General features: G+C 71.1%; 14 protein-coding genes, 1 tRNA gene and 1 pseudogene. 8 read left to right on the top strand and 8 right to left on the bottom strand.

Going from position 1 to position 17690, the window contains the following annotated elements:
• Nucleotide 1 precedes the first annotated feature (1 nt).
• The gene (locus ACZ6TI_RS00080) at nucleotides 2-256 is read right to left on the bottom strand and encodes a hypothetical protein (protein ID WP_465342749.1); all 255 of its coding nucleotides are present in this window, start codon (nucleotides 254-256) and stop codon (nucleotides 2-4) included.
• Between the two features lie 47 nt (nucleotides 257-303).
• Between ACZ6TI_RS00080 and malQ the strand changes: the two genes are divergently transcribed.
• Nucleotides 304-2193, top strand: coding sequence for a 4-alpha-glucanotransferase (gene malQ, locus ACZ6TI_RS00075; RefSeq protein WP_465342748.1), 1890 nt, complete (start codon nucleotides 304-306; stop codon nucleotides 2191-2193).
• Nucleotides 2193-2372, top strand: coding sequence for an antitoxin (locus tag ACZ6TI_RS00070; RefSeq protein ID WP_465342747.1), 180 nt, complete (start codon nucleotides 2193-2195; stop codon nucleotides 2370-2372). The genes malQ and ACZ6TI_RS00070 overlap by 1 nt, the downstream gene beginning before the upstream one ends.
• Before the next feature lie 10 nt (nucleotides 2373-2382).
• Here ACZ6TI_RS00070 and ACZ6TI_RS00065 read toward each other — a convergent pair whose 3' ends face one another.
• Nucleotides 2383-2775: a hypothetical protein gene (locus ACZ6TI_RS00065; protein ID WP_465342746.1), complete on the bottom strand. Its 393-nt coding sequence runs from the start codon at nucleotides 2773-2775 to the stop codon at nucleotides 2383-2385.
• 174 nt (nucleotides 2776-2949) lie between these two features.
• Between ACZ6TI_RS00065 and ACZ6TI_RS00060 the strand changes: the two genes are divergently transcribed.
• Together ACZ6TI_RS00060 and ACZ6TI_RS00055 are read left to right on the top strand one after the other, a co-directional pair.
• The gene (locus ACZ6TI_RS00060) at nucleotides 2950-3870 is read left to right on the top strand and encodes an anti-sigma factor RsbA family regulatory protein (RefSeq protein WP_465342745.1); all 921 of its coding nucleotides are present in this window, start codon (nucleotides 2950-2952) and stop codon (nucleotides 3868-3870) included.
• A 25-nt stretch (nucleotides 3871-3895) separates the two neighbouring features.
• Nucleotides 3896-4648, top strand: a complete 753-nt coding sequence (locus tag ACZ6TI_RS00055) for a nucleotidyltransferase domain-containing protein (protein WP_465342744.1) — start codon at nucleotides 3896-3898, stop codon at nucleotides 4646-4648.
• 118 nt (nucleotides 4649-4766) lie between these two features.
• Here the strand turns inward: ACZ6TI_RS00055 and pepN are convergent, their stop codons facing one another.
• On the bottom strand, nucleotides 4767-7175 hold the full coding sequence (gene pepN, locus ACZ6TI_RS00050; protein WP_465342743.1) for an aminopeptidase N: 2409 nt from the start codon (nucleotides 7173-7175) through the stop codon (nucleotides 4767-4769).
• Between the two features lie 83 nt (nucleotides 7176-7258).
• On the opposite strand from pepN, the gene ACZ6TI_RS00045 reads away from it, so the two are divergent.
• From ACZ6TI_RS00045 to ACZ6TI_RS00035, 3 genes are all read left to right on the top strand, one after another.
• A complete protein-coding gene (locus ACZ6TI_RS00045) occupies nucleotides 7259-8095 on the top strand; it encodes a spermidine synthase (RefSeq protein WP_465342742.1) in 837 nt (278 codons plus the stop codon).
• 168 nt (nucleotides 8096-8263) lie between these two features.
• Entirely contained in the window at nucleotides 8264-9343 is a 1080-nt protein-coding gene (locus ACZ6TI_RS00040; RefSeq protein ID WP_465342741.1) for a translation initiation factor 2, read from the top strand.
• A gap of 77 nt (nucleotides 9344-9420) precedes the next feature.
• A complete protein-coding gene (locus ACZ6TI_RS00035; protein ID WP_465342740.1) occupies nucleotides 9421-11589 on the top strand; it encodes an MMPL family transporter in 2169 nt (722 codons plus the stop codon).
• 217 nt (nucleotides 11590-11806) lie between these two features.
• Here the strand turns inward: ACZ6TI_RS00035 and ACZ6TI_RS00030 are convergent.
• Nucleotides 11807-12784 (bottom strand): annotated as a pseudogene (locus tag ACZ6TI_RS00030) (TerC family protein); the annotation flags it as partial.
• 39 nt (nucleotides 12785-12823) lie between these two features.
• Nucleotides 12824-13567 (bottom strand): pentapeptide repeat-containing protein, encoded by a 744-nt coding sequence (locus ACZ6TI_RS00025; protein ID WP_465342739.1) that lies wholly within the window; start codon nucleotides 13565-13567, stop codon nucleotides 12824-12826.
• Nucleotides 13568-13725: 158 nt separating this feature from the next.
• On the opposite strand from ACZ6TI_RS00025, the gene ACZ6TI_RS00020 reads away from it, so the two are divergent.
• Entirely contained in the window at nucleotides 13726-14937 is a 1212-nt protein-coding gene (locus tag ACZ6TI_RS00020) for a lamin tail domain-containing protein (RefSeq protein ID WP_465342738.1), read from the top strand.
• Nucleotides 14938-14948: 11 nt separating this feature from the next.
• Here ACZ6TI_RS00020 and ACZ6TI_RS00015 read toward each other — a convergent pair whose 3' ends face one another.
• The 3 genes from ACZ6TI_RS00015 to ACZ6TI_RS00005 all read right to left on the bottom strand — a co-directional run bounded on the left by ACZ6TI_RS00015 (nucleotide 14949) and on the right by ACZ6TI_RS00005 (nucleotide 17504).
• Nucleotides 14949-16562, bottom strand: coding sequence for a pentapeptide repeat-containing protein (locus ACZ6TI_RS00015; RefSeq protein WP_465342737.1), 1614 nt, complete (start codon nucleotides 16560-16562; stop codon nucleotides 14949-14951).
• 89 nt (nucleotides 16563-16651) lie between these two features.
• Nucleotides 16652-17170: a hypothetical protein gene (locus ACZ6TI_RS00010; RefSeq protein ID WP_465342736.1), complete on the bottom strand. Its 519-nt coding sequence runs from the start codon at nucleotides 17168-17170 to the stop codon at nucleotides 16652-16654.
• Nucleotides 17171-17430: 260 nt separating this feature from the next.
• Nucleotides 17431-17504 (bottom strand) — tRNA-Met (locus ACZ6TI_RS00005).
• Nucleotides 17505-17690 lie beyond the last annotated feature (186 nt).

Below are 17690 nucleotides of genomic sequence, written 5' to 3'. Positions count from 1 at the left end.
ATCAGCGGCCCTTGCGACGACGCGAGATGACGACGAAGGCGATGATCACCGCGACCACGACGAGCAGGCAGCAGATGCCGCCGAAGATCGGGAAGAAGCCGAAGCCGCCGCGCCGGCGCCGGGACCTGGCCGCCTCGATCGCGACGCCGTCCAGGCCGTTGCTCGCCGCCCAGGCGTGCACGGGGATGACCAGGGTGAGGATGAGACCGGTGACCGCGGCGGAAGCGCGCGACCACCACTTCAAGGCTTGAGACATGCGACCCATCGTGACCTACGCGAGCAACGCCTGACAGGGTAGGTGCCATGGACGCGGAGCTGATCGCCTTGGCCGAAGCGCACGGGGTGGCCACTTGGTACGAGGACTGGCACCGGGAACGGCGCGAGGTGTCCGCCGAGTCGGTGATCGGGGTGCTGGCGTTGCTCGGTGTGGATGCGACGAACCCGGCAGCCGCAGGCCCGGCAGTGCAGGAACTGCCGGGCACAGTCGTGATCCGGCACGGCGAGAGAGCGCCAAAGGGACGAATCACCCTGGAAGACGGGACCGCTTTCACCGGCGGCGATCTTCCCCTGGGCTGGCACCAGATCACCGTCGGAGCGCAGACCGCCACGCTGGTCGTGGTCCCGGCCGAGCTGCCCGAGCCGCCGGAGACCTGGGGCTGGATGCTCCAGCTCTACGCCCTGCACTCCCAGGGCTCGTGGGGCATGGGCGACCTCGGTGACCTGCGCTCGTTCGTCGAGCACAGCCACGACGCCGGGCTGATCCTGCTCAACCCGCTGCACGCGATCACCCCCACCCTGCCGGTGCCCGCGTCGCCGTATTCGCCGTCCAGCCGCCGCTTCGCCAACCCCCTCTACCTGCGGGTCTCCGACACCGCCGAATATCAGCGGGCGGATCCGGAGCTGCGGGCGCGGATCGACGCGCTGCGCCCGGAGCCCACCGAGCTGATCGACTACAGCGCCGTCTGGCAGGCCAAGCTCGCCGCGCTCGAGCTGCTCTGGCCGCTCGCGGAGCAGCCCGGCCGGGACGAGGATCCGGGCCTGACCGACTTCGCGGTGTTCTGCACGCTGGCCGAGAGCCACGGGCCCAACTGGCAGGTCTGGCCGGTCGAGCTGCGCCGGCCGGACACCGCCGAGGTGGCGGCGATCCGCGGGCACGAGCGGGTGGCCTTCCACATCTGGGTGCAGCACCTGCTCACCGCCCAGCTGGACGCGGCCAACGACGCCGCGCGGGCGGCCGGAATGCCGGTCGGCGTGGTGCACGACCTGGCGGTCGGCATCGACCCGAGCGGCGCGGACGGCTGGCTGCTGCAGGACGTGCTGGCCGCCGGGGTGCACGCGGGGGCGCCGCCGGACGCGTTCAACCAGCTCGGGCAGGACTGGGGGCTGGCCGCCTGGCGCCCGGACCGGCTGATCGAGACCGGCTACGCGGCCTACCGCGACATGCTGCGGCGGATCTTCCGGTACGCGGGCGGCCTGCGCGTCGATCACGTGGCCGGGCTCTGGCGGCTGTGGTGGGTGCCGCCGGGCATGGGTCCCGCCGAGGGCACCTACGTGCACTACGACCCGGAGGCGATGCTCGGCATCCTGGCCCTGGAAGCCCATCGGGCCGGCGCCGTGGTGATCGGCGAGGACCTGGGCACCGTGCTGCCGGTGGTGACCGAGGGCCTCGAACGGATGAACATGCTCGGCTCGGCGGTGCTCTGGTTCACCCGGGACTACGACGACCCCGACGAGGGTTACCTGCCCGCCGCCCGCTACCCCCGCAACGCCCTGGCCAGCATCTCCACCCACGACCTGCCGACCGCGCCGGGCTTCCTGGCCGGCGAGCAGGTGCGGGTCCGGGCGCGGTTGGGTCAGCTGGCCGGCAGCGTCGAGGACGAGCGGGACAACGCCGACGCGGACCGGGCCCAGTTGCTCCTCGCGCTGACCGAGGAGGGGCTGATCACGCCGGACAGCTCGGTGAACGACATCGTGCTGGCGATGCACGAGTTCCTGGCGCGCACCCCGTGCCGGTTCGTCACCGCGTCGCTCTACGACGTGCTCGGGGTGCTCGACCAGCCCAATCTCCCGGGCACCACGGATCAATACCCCAACTGGCGGATGCCGCTGCCCACTGGCCTGGAGCAGATTGAGGTGGACCCCCGCGTACGGCGCATCGCCGCCGTGCTCAGCGCACGGAAGGGAACGGCCTGATGAGCTTCCTGGACAAGGCGAAGGAGTTCGCCGACAAGCACGACAAGCAGGTCGATCAGATCCTGGAAAAGGTGGGCGACGAGGTCGACAAGCGCACGCACCACAAATACAGCGACCACATCGACAAGGGCGTCGACGAGGCCCAGAAGCGCACCGGCGACGGCGACACCCGCGCCTAGGGCCTAGGGCCTAGATGGACAGCGGTGGCGGCGGCGGGTCGTCGTCCACGGCATAGAGCATCGGGTGCACCGCCGGCCCCGGCCCGCGCTCGCGGCATCGGGTCGGCGGCAGCAGCGACGATCGGTGCTGCGGGTGCTCGGCGCAGTGCCGCATGGCCCGCGTGATCGCGTCCGGGTGATGCCGGCCGCCACCGTATTCTCCGCATCGGACGCAGTCCCACCGCCAATAGGCGGGTCCCTCGTCCGAGTCGTGGCGGCGGATCTTCAGCGCCGGGCGGGAGCGGCTGTGCTGCGCGGCCGCCGCCGCGAGGATGTCGGCCATGTCGCTGGCCGGCGGCGGCCCGGCCGGGCGTTGTCCGACCCGGCCGGTGACCTCGGCCAGCACGCTGCTGGAGCCCGACACGGCGCAACCCCTTCCCACCCGTCCACCTCGGACAGGTCCGTGCCGCCCAGTTTGGCCGCGTGTCGCACGCGGTATGACCGTTTTGGCGAAAGCCATCCCGCATTCACGCGCATGGGTAACAGCCGATCGCGCCTCGTTCGCCGGTGCTACGTTGGTCGCTCGGAGGTGGCCGTCGTGCACCATGACTTCACCCACTCGGCTTTCCTCTATGACTCCCCCGAGGCCTATGTGGCCTTTCTCGCGCCGTTCATCTGCGCCGGTCTCGAGCGCGGCGAGGCGGTCGCGATGGTCGCGCCGGCCGCCCGGATCGCCCCGGTCCGTGCGGAGCTGGGCCCGGCCGACGCCGCCGAGGTGCGCTTCCGCGACACCGAGGAGTGGGCGGTCCGGCCGCAGCGCACGATCGGCGCCTGGGCCCAGGTGCTGCGCACGGCAGCCGCCGCCGGTCGCCCCTCCACCCGTCTCATCCACGAGATCAACTTCTCCGACCAAACCCCCTCCTGGGTACGCACGGAGGCCGCGATCAACACCGCCCTGGCCGGCTTCGAAGGTCAGCTGCTCTGCCCCTATGACGTGCAGGAACTGCCCCCCGACCTGGTGCACGCGGCCCGGCGCACCCACCGGTTGCTGCACGAGAAGGGCCCGCGGGACAGCGACGACTACACCGAGCCCGCCGCGCTGCTCACCGAGATCCCCGAGCCGGTCTTCCCCGCACCGGGCGAGCCGCTGGTGGTAGTGGCCCTGGGCGAGGCGATCGCCGATCTGCGCGCCCACCTGCGCAACCGCGCGACGGCCGAGGAGTGGCTGCCGCCCGATCGGGTCGAGGTGCTGATCCTGGCCCTGAGCGAGCTGGCCTCGAACGGCATCCGGCACGGCGGCGACCACCGCGAGCTGCGCATCTGGCTCACCCCCCGGACGCTGATCGGCGAGGTGACCGACGACGGCCGGCACGCGCCGGGCCCACTGGCCGGATACCTGCCGCCGGTGCCGGGAGTGGTCGGCGGAATGGGTTTGTGGCTGGTCGGCCAGATCTGCGACGCTCTCTCGGTGCGCACCGACGACGGCGTGACCCGCGCCCGCTTCGCCCTCCACCGATGAGCGGGCCACCGATGAACAGGCCCCGATGAGCGGGCCACCGATGAGCGGGCCACCGGCTGACGACTCGCTTCCCGGCCTGCTGGCCCGCGCCGGCGAGGACCGCGATGTGGCCGGCGTCGTGCTCTCCGGCTCCCGCGCCCGAGGCCAGATGACCTCGCATTCGGACACCGACGTCTTCGTGATCATGTCCGCGCCCAGCGTCCTTTGGTCCTCGTCGCACAGCCCCGACCTGGACGTGGCCGTGCTGTCGGTGGCCGGCCTGGCCGACACGTCGGACCGCTGGGCGCGCTATGCCTTCCGCGGCGCCCAGGTGCTGCTGGACCGCCTGGACGGCCGGATCGCCGAGCTGGTCCGGGCCCAGGCGCAGCTCGGCCGGCCGGAGGCCGACACCTGGGTCCGCGAGGAGCTCGACGGCTATCTCAACTTCATCTATCGGGCCGCCAAGAGCCGCCGCGACGGCAACCACGACCTCGCCGACCTCGAGGAGCGGGAAGCGGCCTCGTGGTTCCTGTGGACGCTCTTCGCCCTCTACGGCCGGGTCCGCCCCTACAACAAATATCTGCGCTGGGAGCTGGAGACCTTTCCGCTCCCAGCGCCGTGGACCGCCGATCACCTGATCGAGAACCTGCGGGACCGCCCGTCCCGCCTCTTCCCGGCCCTGGAACAGCTGGTCTGGGCCAAGGGCTGGGGCGACGTCATCGCCTCCTGGCACGACTTCGACGTGGTCCGCGCCGAGCTGACCGACCTCACAGACCGCACCTGGCCCGTCGGCGGATGACCGGCGCACCGGACCTGGCCCGCCGGCGGGCGACCCGCAGGCCGGACCTGGCCCGTCGGCGGGTGACCCGCAGGCCGGACCTAGCCCGTCGGCGGGTGACCGACGGGCCGGGCCGCGGTCAGGATGCGGCGCGGGTGCGCAGCATGCGGCGGACCTCGTCGGCCCGCTCGTCCAGGGTCTTGCGCACCACCGGGGCCGCGTCGCGACCGCCCGCGACCGCCTTCTCCAGCACCGACTCGTCGACCGCGAAGAGCGGGAACAGCCGCCGGGTGAACACCATCGCCGGGATCATGCCGCCGCGGTGCAGCTCGGGCAGCAGCGCGACGTAACGATCCGCATAGGGCGCCAGGATCTCGTCCTGGCCGGGGCGCCAGAAGGCCGTGGTCACCGCGCTGACCGAGGCGATCGGCACGTCGCGGTCGACGATCAGCGCCTGCCACATCTCTTCCTTCGAGACGGCCGACGGCGCCGCGGCCCGCACCGCCAGCGCGCGGAACTTCGCGTCCGGGTCGGTGTCGCGCTCGAGCAGCGCCTCGGCCTCGGCCCGGGTCTCGCCGCCCAGCTCCGACTTGCGGATCAGCACCCGCCAGGCCAGGTCGACGTCCTCGGCCGCGGCCTCCTGCAGCGCCGCCACGTCGGTGGTCATCCGGGCCAGCGAGCGCAGCGCCACCTGCCGGCGGGCCGGCGACGCGGTGAGCTCCTCGCAGACCCCGGCGACCGCGGCCATCAGGCCCGCCCGCTCGGCCTCGGGCGCCCAGATCTCGGCGACCTCGCAGGCCAGGGCCAGGTAGGGCTCGATCACCGCGTCCGACGTCTCCACCCGCAGCACGCCGACCAGGCACTCCACGGTGGCCGCCGCGGTGGCCTCGCCGGCGATCAGCGCGTCGTAGACCCCCGCCACCGCCACGCCCCGGGAGATCGGGGTGGGCAGCGCGGCGGCCCGCTCAGGGGCCACCGGGCGGGTCGTGGCGAACGTCAGGTCCTCGTCGTTGACCAGGTAGAAGTCGGCGGCGGGCAGGGCCACGGGGGTGCGCTCCGAGCCGATCTCGACTTCGCGCAGCTCGACGCGTACCAGAGCATTGTCCTTGATCTGGTAGGCGCCGACGCCGACCACCTGCGGCCGCGGCGGGCCCGCCGGACCGCTGCCGACCAGCACGATCTCGTCGCCCGAGGTGTCCAACGTGAGCCGGTCGGTGCCGGCCGTCTCGAGCCAGCCCTGCCGCCACGCGTCGAGGTCCCGACCGGAGGCGGTGGCCAGCTCGTCGACCAGGTCCTGCAGCGTGGTGTTGCCCCAGGCGAAGCGGGCGAAATAGGCCGTCATGCCGGCCCGGAACCGGTCCTCGCCGACATAGACCATCAGCTGGCGCAGCACCGACGCGCCCTTGGGGTAGGTGATCGCGTCGAAGATCGAGGCCGCCTGGGCGACATCGTGGATCGGCTGGCTGATCGGGTGCGAGGTGGGGCCTTGGTCCGCCACATAGGCGGTCAGCTTTTCCTCGGCCAGGTGGCTGGCCCAGGCGTCGGTGTAGGCCGTGGCCCGCTCGGCGGCCCAGTTGCAGGCGAACTCGGCGAACGCCTCATTCAGCCAGAGGTCGTCCCACCAGCGCATCGTCACGATGTTGCCGAACCACATGTGCGCCATCTCGTGCAGCAGCACCTTGGCCAGCAACTCGTCCTCGGCCGGCGTCGGCGTGCTGCGGCGCAGGAAGCCGTCGCTCCAGGTGACGCAGCCGTAGTTTTCCATCGCGCCGCCGAACTCCAGCATGAAGACCTGGTCGTAACGGCGCTGCGGGAACGGCATGCCGAAGGTCTCGCCGAAGAACGCGAGGCCCTGCTCGGTCACCGTGAAGATCTTGTCGGCGTCGCGGTCGAGCACGGCGGACAGCGAACGGCGGCAGTAGAGGCCCAGGTCGTAACCCCCGCCGGAGCGGCGGATCTCGTGCAGCGGCCCGGCGCTGATCACCGTGTTGTAGGTGGACAGCGCCGGCGTGGCCGCGAACGCCCAGATCTGCGCCGACCCCGAGGTGGTCACCTGGGCGTCGCCGGAGTTGCTGGTCACCGTCCACCCGGCCGGCGCGGTCACGGTGAAGGCGTGCGGCGCCTTGAGGTCGGGCTGGTCGAAGCAGGCCCAGACGAACCGAGCCTCGTCCGGCTCGAACGAGGTCCACAGATAGACCTCGCCGTCGGACGGGTCGACCGCCCGGTGCACGCCCTGGCCGTCGGTGGTCTCGACGGTCTCCACCTCGACCACCAGCTCGTTGCGCTCGGCCAGGCCGGGCAGCGGCAGACGGCCCTCGGCGGCGGGGCCGAGCTCGGCGCCGTTGAGCGTCGCCCGCAGCACCGTCGCGGCGCAGTCGATGAAGGTCGAGGCGCCCGACTCGCGGCTGGTGAACGTGATCGTGGACACGCTCCGCACCCGTGGGCCGGTGGGCAGATCGGTGAGATCGACAGCGATCTCATAACGCTCCACGGTGAGCAGGGCGGCGCGTTCCTCGGCCTCGGCCTGGGTCAGACTCTTCACATCCACCAGGCCGATCGTAGGCGAGTCCGAGATCGGACCGCTGCCCCCGGGCCGCGTGCTGTGGACAACCGGACGCGGATACTGGCCGGGTGGGCAGGCGTGGGCGGGAGACGGTCGGGTCGGGGCACGCCGAGCTGGTGCCCGATCCGGACCGCGACTCGGCCTGGACGCTGCTCGTCGACGGCACCCCGCAGTCGCACGTCGACCTGGCCGACCCGACCCACCTCGAGTTCGAATACGTGCGCCGGATGGCGACCGCGATCGACCTCAGCGCGCCGGCCGGGCAACCGCTGCGCGTCCTGCACCTGGGCGGCGGTGCGCTGACCCTGCCGCGCTATATGGCCGAGACCCGGCCCGGGTCGCCCCAGCGGGTGGTGGAGATCGACGGACCCCTGGTCGAGCTGGTGCGGCGAGAGCTGCCGATCAACCCCAGAGCCTCCATCCGGGTACGCGTCGCCGACGCCCGTGAAGTGGTCACCGGCGCCCGCGCGGCCGGCTACGACCTGGTCGTGCTCGACGTCTTCGCCGGTGCGCGGACCCCCGCCCACCTGGCCTCGCTGGAGTTCTTCGAGCAGGTCGCCCGGGTGCTCGCCGCGGACGGCCGGCTGATCGCGAACATCGCCGACGGCCCGCCGCTGCGGCACGCCCGGGCCCAGGTCGCCACGATCCGGGCCGCCCTGCCCGAGGCCTGCCTGATCGCCGACGCCGGGGTGCTGCGCGGCCGCCGCTTCGGCAACCTGGTGGTGGTGGCCGGCCGCACTCCCCCGCCGGTGGCCGCGCTCTCCCGGCGAGCGGCCGGAGACTGGTTCCCGGGCCGGGTGGAGACCGACTTGGACAGATTCGCCGGTGGCGCGAATCCGGTCACCGACGCGGTATCCGTGCCCTCTCCGGCACCTCCGGAAGGCCTCTTCTCGTCGAAGCGCTAGCCGAAAAACGCGCGTACATCGGCCGAAGGTCCACGTTTCAACGACTGCAAGTGTCGTCTATCTGCCATCAGACAATTAAGTAGCCCATGGACTTGTCGCCGTCGATGTTGCACCGATGTAATCGAGACCGGCCGCGAGTCATCGCGGCGTCGACGGGAGGGGCCGCGAATGTTCGACCAGCACTTCCTGTCCTCCGCCGCGCAGTCCGACGTGTTCGGGCCGTTGCAGGGCGGCGAGCGGATCATGTGGCGCGGCCGCTGCGGCATCGCGGAATACGCTTTCGACGAGGCGGCGTCGATGCCGCGCTGGACCCTTCCCGAGGGCACCGACGTGTTGATCACCGACCGCCGGGTGCGTTATTCGTTCACCGCCGAGGACGGCCGCCAGGTCAAGTCCGGCGAGCTGCGCTGGCTCTGGCCGCAGCACCTGCGGGTGCAGCCGGGCGCGCGCACCCACGAGCGCGGTGCGGCCGCCACCCAGATCCAGCTGGTCTGCGGCGGCGCCGACGGCACCTATCCGGCGCTGGTCTTCGCCGGTGGCGACCTGGCCACGGTGGGCGACGCCGACCGGGTGGCCAACATCATGCGGCAGGCCGTCGCGCGCTTCCGGGTGGACAACGCGGAGAAGCTCGGCCTCACCCCGCACCAGACCCGCATGCTCTCCCGCCTGCTGATCGGCCCCGAGTTCCGCAACCACCAGGGCGGCGACGGCCAGACCGTGTCGATGCTCGGCGCGATGCTGGTGAGCCGTCCGGCCCCGGCACCCGCGCTGCCCGCCGCGCCCGCGCCCACTCCGGTCCGGCCCGCGGCCGCGGCGCCGGTCGCCGAGAGCACCCGCCTGATCAACTACCGGCCCGGCCGGGCGGCCGACGCGGCCCGCGCGCTGCTCGCGGCCCGCGCCGAGCAGGAGGCCCAGCGGGTCGAGCCGGACATCGCGTCGCGCGCCGCCGATCTGGCCGCCCGGGTGGCCGATCTCGTCGCCAAGTCGGTGCCGGAGCCGGAGCCGGCCCCCGAAGCCGATGACAACCGGTCCGCGGCGCCGAGGCACGCCCACCCCGGGCACTCCGAGCCGCGCCTGGTCGAGGACGTCGGCCGCTTCGAGGCGCCGACCACCAACCTGGTCGCGCGCGCCGAGTCGGTGCGCCGCACGGCGGCCCGGATGGCCGCCAACTCGGCCCGCAGCCGGGCCGGCACCCGTCGCGCCGGTCGCGAGGCGGGCAGCACCACGCGGGGCAAGGGCAACCGCTGATTCCATTCCGGCTCGCCGGAAGACGCTGATCGCTAGCCTTATTCGGGACGATATGTCCTAAATGAGGAGCGCTCGGCATGGCATCTCTGCTGTATCGGCTGGGACGGTTCGCATACCAGCGGCGGCGGCGGGTGGCTGCGTTGTGGGGGCTCCTGCTCGTGCTCCTCGGGGTCGGCGTGCTGACCCTGGGCGGCAAGACGGTGGACGCGTTCAACATCCCGGGCACCGAGTCCCAGCAGGCGCTCGACGACCTGAGGCGGGATCTGCCGGCCGCCGGTGGCGCCTCGCTCACCGTCGTGCTGCAGGCGCCGGCCGGCACCACGCTGGCGAGCGCGGCGATGGAGAGGGCGGTCGCGTCGGTGGCGGTTCGGGCCGCGAAGCTGCCGGATGTGGTCGCGGTGGTGGACCCGTACACGAGCGAGCGCATCGACCCGACCCAGCGGATCGGCGTGCTCGCCGTGCAATACGCCAAGGGCGAGAACGACCTGACCACCGAGGACCGGGACGCCTTCGACACGCTGGCCGCGGACGGCGGCCCGACGTCGCTGCGGGTGGTGCCGGGCGGGGTCAGCGGCGGCCCGCCGGAGATCGGCGCGACCGACGCGATCGGCGTGGTGATCGCCGCCGCCGTGCTGGTGCTGACCTTCGGCTCACTGGTCGCGGCCGGCATGACCATGCTCACCGCGCTGCTCGGCGTCGCGGCCGGAATGTGCGGCCTGCTGCTGGTCACGGCCGTGGTCGACGTGTCGTCGACGGCGCCGATCCTGGCCCTGATGCTCGGCCTGGCGGTCGGCATCGACTATGCGCTCTTCATCACCTCACGGCACCGGGCCCAGCTCCGGGCGGGGATGCCGGCCGAGGAGTCGGTCGCCCGGGCCACCGCGACGGCCGGGTCCGCGGTGGTCTTCGCCGGGGCCACGGTGGTGGTGGCGCTGGCCGGGCTGAGCCTGGTCGGGGTGCCGTTCCTGACCGCGATGGGGCTGGCCGCGGCCGGCACGGTGCTGACCGCGGTGCTGGTGGCCACCACCCTGCTGCCCGCTGTGCTGGGCTTCGCCGGCGCCAAGGTGCTGTCGGTGGCCGACCGCCGGCCCGCGTCGCATGCGAAGGCCGCGGTGGGGTTCGGGTTTCGCTGGGCCCACGGGGTCGTGCGGTTCCGCGTACCCCTCTTGGTCCTCGGGGTTGTCGGGTTGGGGGTTCTGGCCATCCCCACGCACGATCTGCGGCTGGCGCTGCCCGGCAACGGGACCGCTGCCGAGGGCTCCGACCAGCGCACGGCCTACGACCTGACCACCGCCGCCTTCGGCGAGGGCGCGAACGGGCCGCTGCTCGTGGTGGTGAAGGGCAGCCGTGGCGACGCGGTGTCCAGCCTGACCGCCCGGATCACCGCGGCCGCCCGCAAGCTGCCCGACGTGGCCGCCGTGTCGCCCGGCGGCGCGAACCAGGCGGGCACCACCAGCGTGCTGATCGTGACCCCGAAGAGCGGCCCGACCAGCGAGCAGACCAGCGACCTGGTGAAGACCCTGCGCGACGCGCTGCCGTCCCTCGCCACCAGCGGCAGCACGGTACGCGTCAGCGGCGCCACCGCGGTCGGCATCGACGTCTCCGAGAAGCTGACCGGCGCCATGCCCAAATACCTGGGCGTGGTGATCGGCCTGTCCTTCCTGCTGCTGCTGCTCGCCTTCCGGTCGCTGCTGGTGCCGCTGAAGGCCACGCTCGGCTTCCTGCTCACCATCGGCGCCACGTTCGGCGTGGTGGTGGCCGTCTTCCAGTGGGGCTGGGGGTCGAGCCTGTTCGGCGTGGACCGGCCCGGCCCGTTGGTCAGCTTCCTGCCGATCATCATGATGGGCGTGCTGTTCGGGCTGGCCATGGACTACGAGGTGTTCATCGTGTCCCGGGTGCGCGAGGAGTTCGTGCACGGCGGCGACCCGACCGCGGCCACCATCGAGGGCGTCGGGCACGGCGCCCGGGTGGTCACCGCGGCGGCGCTGATCATGTCGGCGGTGTTCGGCGGCTTCATCCTGGTCGAGGATCCGATCATCAAGACGATCGGCTTCGGGCTGGCGATCGGCGTGCTGATCGACGCGTTCGTGGTGCGGATGACGCTGGTGCCGGCCGTGCTGACGCTGATGGGCCGGGCGGCGTGGGCGTTCCCGGGGTGGCTCGATCGGGCCACCCCGCACGTCGACATCGAGGGCGCCGACCTGCGCGTCCCGGTCGAAGAGAAAGAGCTCGCCCGAGTCAGATAGCCGGGACGAAGCAGCGGCCGGCGTCCACCCGCTCCTCGTGGACGGCGTGCGCCTTGCGCAGCAGGTTCATCAGCTCGTCCTCCTGCCGGATCCGCTTGCGGTATTTCTCCGGCAGTGACTTGATCTTCTCCTCCTCGACCAGCAGCCTGTGGAAGATCTGGTCGCAGTAGGCCGGGTCCTGCTCGATGTCGAGGAACTCGTGCGCGTGCCGGCGGGCGGCCGCCACATAGGTCTGGGCGCGGCCCCGCGGGCTGAGCAGCGACGCGACCACGGTGATGACCAGCACCCCGATGATGACCGCGAGCGACAGCCCGGTGCTGATCTCCACCACGTCGATGTGCTCACCGCCGTTGATGAACGGGATGTTGTTCTCGTGCATCGCGTGCAGGATCAGCTTGACGCCGATGAAGGCCAGGATCGCGGCCAGACCGTAGGACAGGAAGATCAGCCGGTCCAGCAGCCCGTCCAGCAGGAAATAGAGCTGGCGCAGGCCGAGCAGCGAGAACGCGGTCGCGGTGAAGACCAGATAGACGCTCTGGGTGAGGCCGAAGATGGCCGGGATCGAGTCGAGCGCGAAGAGGATGTCGGTGCCACCGATCGCCACCATGACCAGCAGCATCGGGGTCATCACCCGCTTGCCGTCCACGTGCGTGAACAGCTTGTCGCCGTCGTAGTCGTCGGACGTGCGCAGGAAGCGGCGGGCGATCCGGATGATCACGTTGTCCGCCGAGCGGTCCTCGTCGTCGTTCTTCAGCAGGTTGCCCGCGGTGATCAGCAGGATCAGCCCGAAGAGATAGAACACCCAGGCGAACGAGTTGATCAGCGCCGCGCCCAGGAAGATGAAGCCGGTGCGCGCGATCAGCGAGAACACGATGCCGAAGAGCAGCACCTTCTGCTGGTCGGCGCGCGGCACTTTGAAGCTGCCGAGCAGCACCAGGAAGACGAAGAGGTTGTCGACCGACAGCGCCTTCTCGGTCACCCAGCCGGCGAAGTATTCCTGGCCCGGGTCGGCGCCCGCGAAGATCAGCACGCCGAGTCCGAACATCAGCGCGATGCCGACATAGACCGACGACCAGATCGCCGCTTCGCGCAGCGACGGGATGTGCGCGCGCCGCACGTGGAAGTAGAAATCGAAGAGGACCAGACCGACGATCCCGACGATCGTCAGCGTCCAGACCAGCCCGGACACCTGCATTTCCACACTCCACGGGTCGCGAGCCGACTGGCTGACATCCTACGGAGATTCACTCGTCCGCGCGGACTTCAATTGCGCCGTGGTGAGGAACAACGCATCCCGCAGGTCCGCGCCGCGCAGATCGGCTCCGCGCAGATCAGCGCCGGTGAAGTCGGCCCGCCGCAGATCGGCTTCGCGCAGGTCGGCGCCGATCAGCAGCGCGCCCCGGAAGCTCGCCCCGCGCAGGTCGCGGCCGCGCAGCTTGCGGCCGATCAGGTTGGCCCCGCGATGGTCCTCCTTCTTCGGCAGACCGGCCCGCGCCAGATCGCTGGCCTTCTGCAGGAGCCGGTTGACCCGCCGCCGATGCCCCTCGACATCGAGGGCGGCGAGCTCGGCCGGAGTGCCCTCGCTCAGCTGCTCGGTCTCGGCGAGCGCTTCGCGCACCTTCCGATGTACGGGCGCGGCCGCGTCCAGCTGGAGCGCCTCGGTCAGCAGCCACATCACTTCGTGCAGCCCCCGCATGATCGGCAGAGCGGCGAACATCGGCCCGGCTTCCTGCCGCCAATCCCGCCCGCCGAACGTGCCCTGCGTCAGGTGCTGCCCCGCGCCGAAGCAGTCGAACACCACGCAACCGTGGAAGCCGCGCTGGTCCAGCTGCTCGTGGATGCCGCAACGGAAGTCGTCCAGCAGGTTGGGGCAGGGCCGTCCGGCCGGTTTGTCGATCGCGAAGTCGGACGACTTGGCGAAGGCCGGCGCCACGCAGCAGAGCGCGGCGCAGCGCGCGCAGTCCGCTTGGAGTTCCATGCTCATCCCTGGTCATCCTGCTATCTAACTCTCAGTATTGACGGTCCGGTTGCAAGAAGTCATCCAACCAGCCAAAAAAGGCTAGGTGCGGCGGATGATCACTACACAGAGTTATTTCTCCTAGGCTCGGCAGATCCCCGAACGAAGGACGATGACTCATGCGTGCTCGATTGACGCGGCTCCCCGGCCGCGCGCGACTGACCGGTCTGGTCGCCGCCGCGGCGATGGGCCTGGGCACCGCGCTGCTCGGCGCGAATCCCGCGATGGCCGCCACCACGCCGACGCTCACCGGCCCGGTCAGCGTGACCGGCTGGACCTGGGCGACGATGACCGGCACCGCCGCGCCGGGCGCGACGGTCACGCTGTGGGAAGCGGCGTACGTCTACCGCGACGACATGGCACCGGCCGAGCAGTTCTTCCCCGACGACGTCGTGCAGACGGTCGCGGACAGCGCCGGCCACTTCACCCTGCGCCGCCGCCTCGACTCGGGTTTCCGGTTCGTCGCCGAGGCGGACGGCCTGAAGTCCACGCCGCTGGACATCGGCATCGTGCCGATCCCGCACTTCGAGAGCATCAGCACCTCGGGCACCAGCGTCACCTTCAACATCGTGTCAGAGCCGTCCCAGGCCTGGCTGCCGGTGATCGTCCAGCGCCAGAACGGCAGCGCGTGGACCGACGTGGCCGAGGGCGCGACCGCCGAGGGTGGCGTCTACTCCACCGTGCTGACCGGCCAGAGCGGCACGCAGACCTATCGGGCCGAGGTCGGTCCGGAGGTCACCAACCGCGTGCTGGTCGGCCACTCGGCGTCGGTGACGCTGACCGTGGGCGGCTCCGGCACCCCGACGATCCACCCCACCACCGCGCCGCCGACCACCCCGACCACGACGCCCACCACCAAGCCGCCGGCCACGACGCCGACGACCAAGCCGCCGGTGACCACGAAGCCGGCGACCCCGAAGCCGACCACCACCCCGGCCCCGCCGGCGACGATCCAGCCCAGGGCCGGTGACGTGCGCTTCTCCCTGGCCGTCTACAACCCCCCGGGCACGGACACCACGGCCAAGCTCAACCAGGAGTACGTCCGGATCACGAACTACACGACCAAGACGTTCAACCTGAAGTACTGGACGATCAAGGACCGGGCGGGCAACACGTATCGCTTCAGTGGCGACTTCTACCTGCGGGGATACAAGAATCTCTACATCCCCACCGGCAAGGGCACGAACGGCAGGCCCTCGAACTACCGCTACTGGGGCAAGACCAGCTTCGTCTGGAACAACGGTGGCGACTCGGCCTACCTGCGGACCGGCTCGAACAAGCTGATCGACTCCTGCTCCTGGGGCAACGGCAGCGGCAAGACCTACTGCTGACCCCCGGCGGATCAACCGGCCTCTCGCGTGCCCCCACGCGAGGGGCCGGTTTCCTCGATCAGCCGGTCGCGCTTCTCGGGGTCCAGCCGCCAGCCGGGCGGCCACGAGTCGGTGCGGTCGTCGCGAACCTTCACCTGGCTGGCCGACAGGTTGGGTGGCTGGTGGAACTTCGCCCCGTGGAACCAGGCGTCGCCGGCGAAGGTGGCGCCGTCGAACCCGGCATGACCGAGGAACGTCGCCCCGTCGAATCCCGCGATGCCGGCGAAGACGGCGCCCTCGAACAACGCGATGCCGGTGAAGGTCGTCCGGTCGAAACCCGCCTTGCCGGTGAACGCCACCCGGTCGAACACCGCGTAGCCGCCGAAGGACGCACCACGGAAGACGGAGCCCTGGGCGAAGGCCGCGGCGTCGAATCCCGCGTATCCGGCGAACGTGGTCGCGCTGAAGAACGCCACCCCTGTGAATCTCGTCCCGCGGAACTGCGCCTGACCGGAGAAGTTCGCTCTCTCCATCCCGACCGTGCGCGCGAAGGTCGCTCCGTCGAACGTCGCGCTCCCGGCGAACGTCGTCCCCCGGAAGCCGGCGTAGTCCGCGAAGACGGCGTCCCGGAACCGGGCGTCGCCGGAGAATTTCGCCATGTCGAACCAGGCGTGGTCGGTGAAGGTCACCGAGAGGAATCTCGTGGTGCCGAGGAACGTCGCGTAGTTGAAGTTGACGTGTCTCAGCCGCCCCCGGGTGAGGTTCCACTCGATCAGGGTCGCGCCGGCCAGGTTGAGATCGATGCCGGGCCAGAACGGGTGGTTCGGGTCCGGGCGGAGCTCCCCGGCCTCGTCCGGCGTGCTTCCTTCCGGGCGCGTCACGTGCTTGATCAGAATCGTCTGGGCGGTGAGCCTGACCTGCGTTTCCTGCTGCGGATCCCGGGCCGGGGCGGCAGCGTCCGGCGCGGGCGCCGGCGTGAACGGCATTCGCAGGTAGGCGCAGATCACGTTCACGATGGTCTGGCGCTGGCTGACGTTGTTCTGGGCCAGGCGTTCCAGCGAATACAGACCCGCGAGCCGGACCGCCGCGTCGGCGTGGCCCAGCTGCTCCGCGGCCTTCGTGTAGAGCTCGGTGACGCGACGCTCGGCGGCATCCAGCTCGGTGTATTTCTGGGCGCGTTCGATGTGCTCCTGGGCGTACTCGAGGTGTTGCTGCCGCCGAATCCCCAGCAGCAGCGCCGCCACCGCCCCGGCCGCCGCGAAGACCCCCAGCCCGTACTTGATGGCGTCGATCTGCAGTTTCGCCCGCTCCGCGGGCGGCGACCCGGCGGCCAGCTCGAGCATGACCACCAGAGCGACCACCCCCACGGCCGCGACCGCGGTCACGATCGTCGCCACCCCCGGATAGGACAGCAGCCAGGGCCACCCCCGCGCCACCGGCTCAGCGCGCACCCGCCCACGCACCAGGGCAACAGCCCACCAAATGCCGAGCCCCGCCCCGAAACAGACCATCAGCAGTCCCACATTGCCGACAAGGTCCGTCCACAGAGCCCGCCAGCCCCACCCCCAGGGCCGCAACTGGACCACCGCACCGGCAACGAGAAGCCCCGCGACCAGACTTCCCTGCCAAGCGATCCGCCGACTCACACCCGAATGCTGCCGTGTCCCACCACTCGTGTCCACGAACAACAGACCCCGCCCGGCAAACGCCGAACGGGGCCGGTAAACCGAAAAACTCAGCGAGGTCCGTGCCCACGCCCACCGGGACCACCGGGCCCGCCAACGCCACCCGGCAGCACCCCAGCCTCAGCAGCCTTCAAGATGGCAGCCGACTCATCAGCCGTAAGCGTCCCCGCCTTGACGGCCGCATCCAGCCTCGTCTTCAGCGCCGCAATGCGGTCAGCCTTGGCCGCGTTCTCCTGGTCACCCCGCACCTTCTCCAGCGCGGCAGCAACCTTGGCCTGATCAACCCCAAGCTCCTTGGCCAACGCAGCAGCAAGCTCCTCCTGCCGAGCCCCCCGATCAGCCCCCCGCCCAGCCGTGTCGCCAGGCGCGGCCGCCGACCCGGAAGGCGCAGGCGCCGCAGCCGACCCGGACGGCGTCGGATCCTCGGCCTGCGCCGGACTGGCAAGCAACGCAAAGCCGGCAACCCCGGCCGCAACAACACCCCCGGCCGCCGCAAGCGCAGCAACAACACGTTTATTAGAAATCTGCACAAATACCTCCGTGCTGAGGTCGGTGGAAACAAGATTCACCGTCAGTGCTCAACCTGTCAGGAACCTGTGCTGCCACCCAGCCCCACCTGGGAGTTCGCCAAAGCGGACCGTCACGCCCAGCGCAACCACCAGAGGGCCGCAACCGTCACGCCCAGCGCAACCACCGTCAAAAGCGCGGACCCGTCACGCCCAGCGCAACCACCGCAACGTGGGGGCGTCCGGGGGCTCGGCCCCCGGAGCAGAAATGCGAAGTGGTCCACGTTCTGCGAAGTATGCAGAACATGGACCACCCGACCACGTAGCGGGGACAGGATTTGAACCTGCGACCTCTGGGTTATGAGCCCAGCGAGCTACCGAGCTGCTCCACCCCGCGTTGCTTGGTAAACAGTAGCGCACCCCTCCAGGCGGCTGCAAAACGCCCCCCGGTGGGGGGGGGGACCAGAGGGGGGGGGGGGGGGGGGGGGGGGGGGGGGGGGGGGGGGGGGGGGGTGGAGGGGGGGGGGGGGGGGGGGGTGGTTCCGGGGTGGGTGGGGGCGTTTCTCTCGACTCCCCACCCGGC

The sequence above is a fragment of the Actinoplanes sp. NPDC051388 genome, assembly GCF_055586225.1.
The sequence above is the reverse complement of the archived record's forward strand: the minus strand, read 5'-3'. Positions and strand labels throughout refer to the sequence as shown.

What these genes read in the sequence shown, in the direction of transcription:
- ACZ6TI_RS00055 (WP_465342744.1), top strand. Translation starts at nt 3,896, where the DNA reads ATGAGCGGGCCACCGATGAGCGGGCCACCGGCTGACGACTCGCTTCCC.
- ACZ6TI_RS00040 (WP_465342741.1), top strand. Translation starts at nt 8,264, where the DNA reads ATGTTCGACCAGCACTTCCTGTCCTCCGCCGCGCAGTCCGACGTGTTC.
- ACZ6TI_RS00080 (WP_465342749.1), bottom strand. Translation starts at nt 256, where the DNA reads ATGTCTCAAGCCTTGAAGTGGTGGTCGCGCGCTTCCGCCGCGGTCACC.
- ACZ6TI_RS00035 (WP_465342740.1), top strand. Translation starts at nt 9,421, where the DNA reads ATGGCATCTCTGCTGTATCGGCTGGGACGGTTCGCATACCAGCGGCGG.
- ACZ6TI_RS00025 (WP_465342739.1), bottom strand. Translation starts at nt 13,567, where the DNA reads ATGGAACTCCAAGCGGACTGCGCGCGCTGCGCCGCGCTCTGCTGCGTG.
- ACZ6TI_RS00020 (WP_465342738.1), top strand. Translation starts at nt 13,726, where the DNA reads ATGCGTGCTCGATTGACGCGGCTCCCCGGCCGCGCGCGACTGACCGGT.
- ACZ6TI_RS00070 (WP_465342747.1), top strand. Translation starts at nt 2,193, where the DNA reads ATGAGCTTCCTGGACAAGGCGAAGGAGTTCGCCGACAAGCACGACAAG.
- malQ (WP_465342748.1), top strand. Translation starts at nt 304, where the DNA reads ATGGACGCGGAGCTGATCGCCTTGGCCGAAGCGCACGGGGTGGCCACT.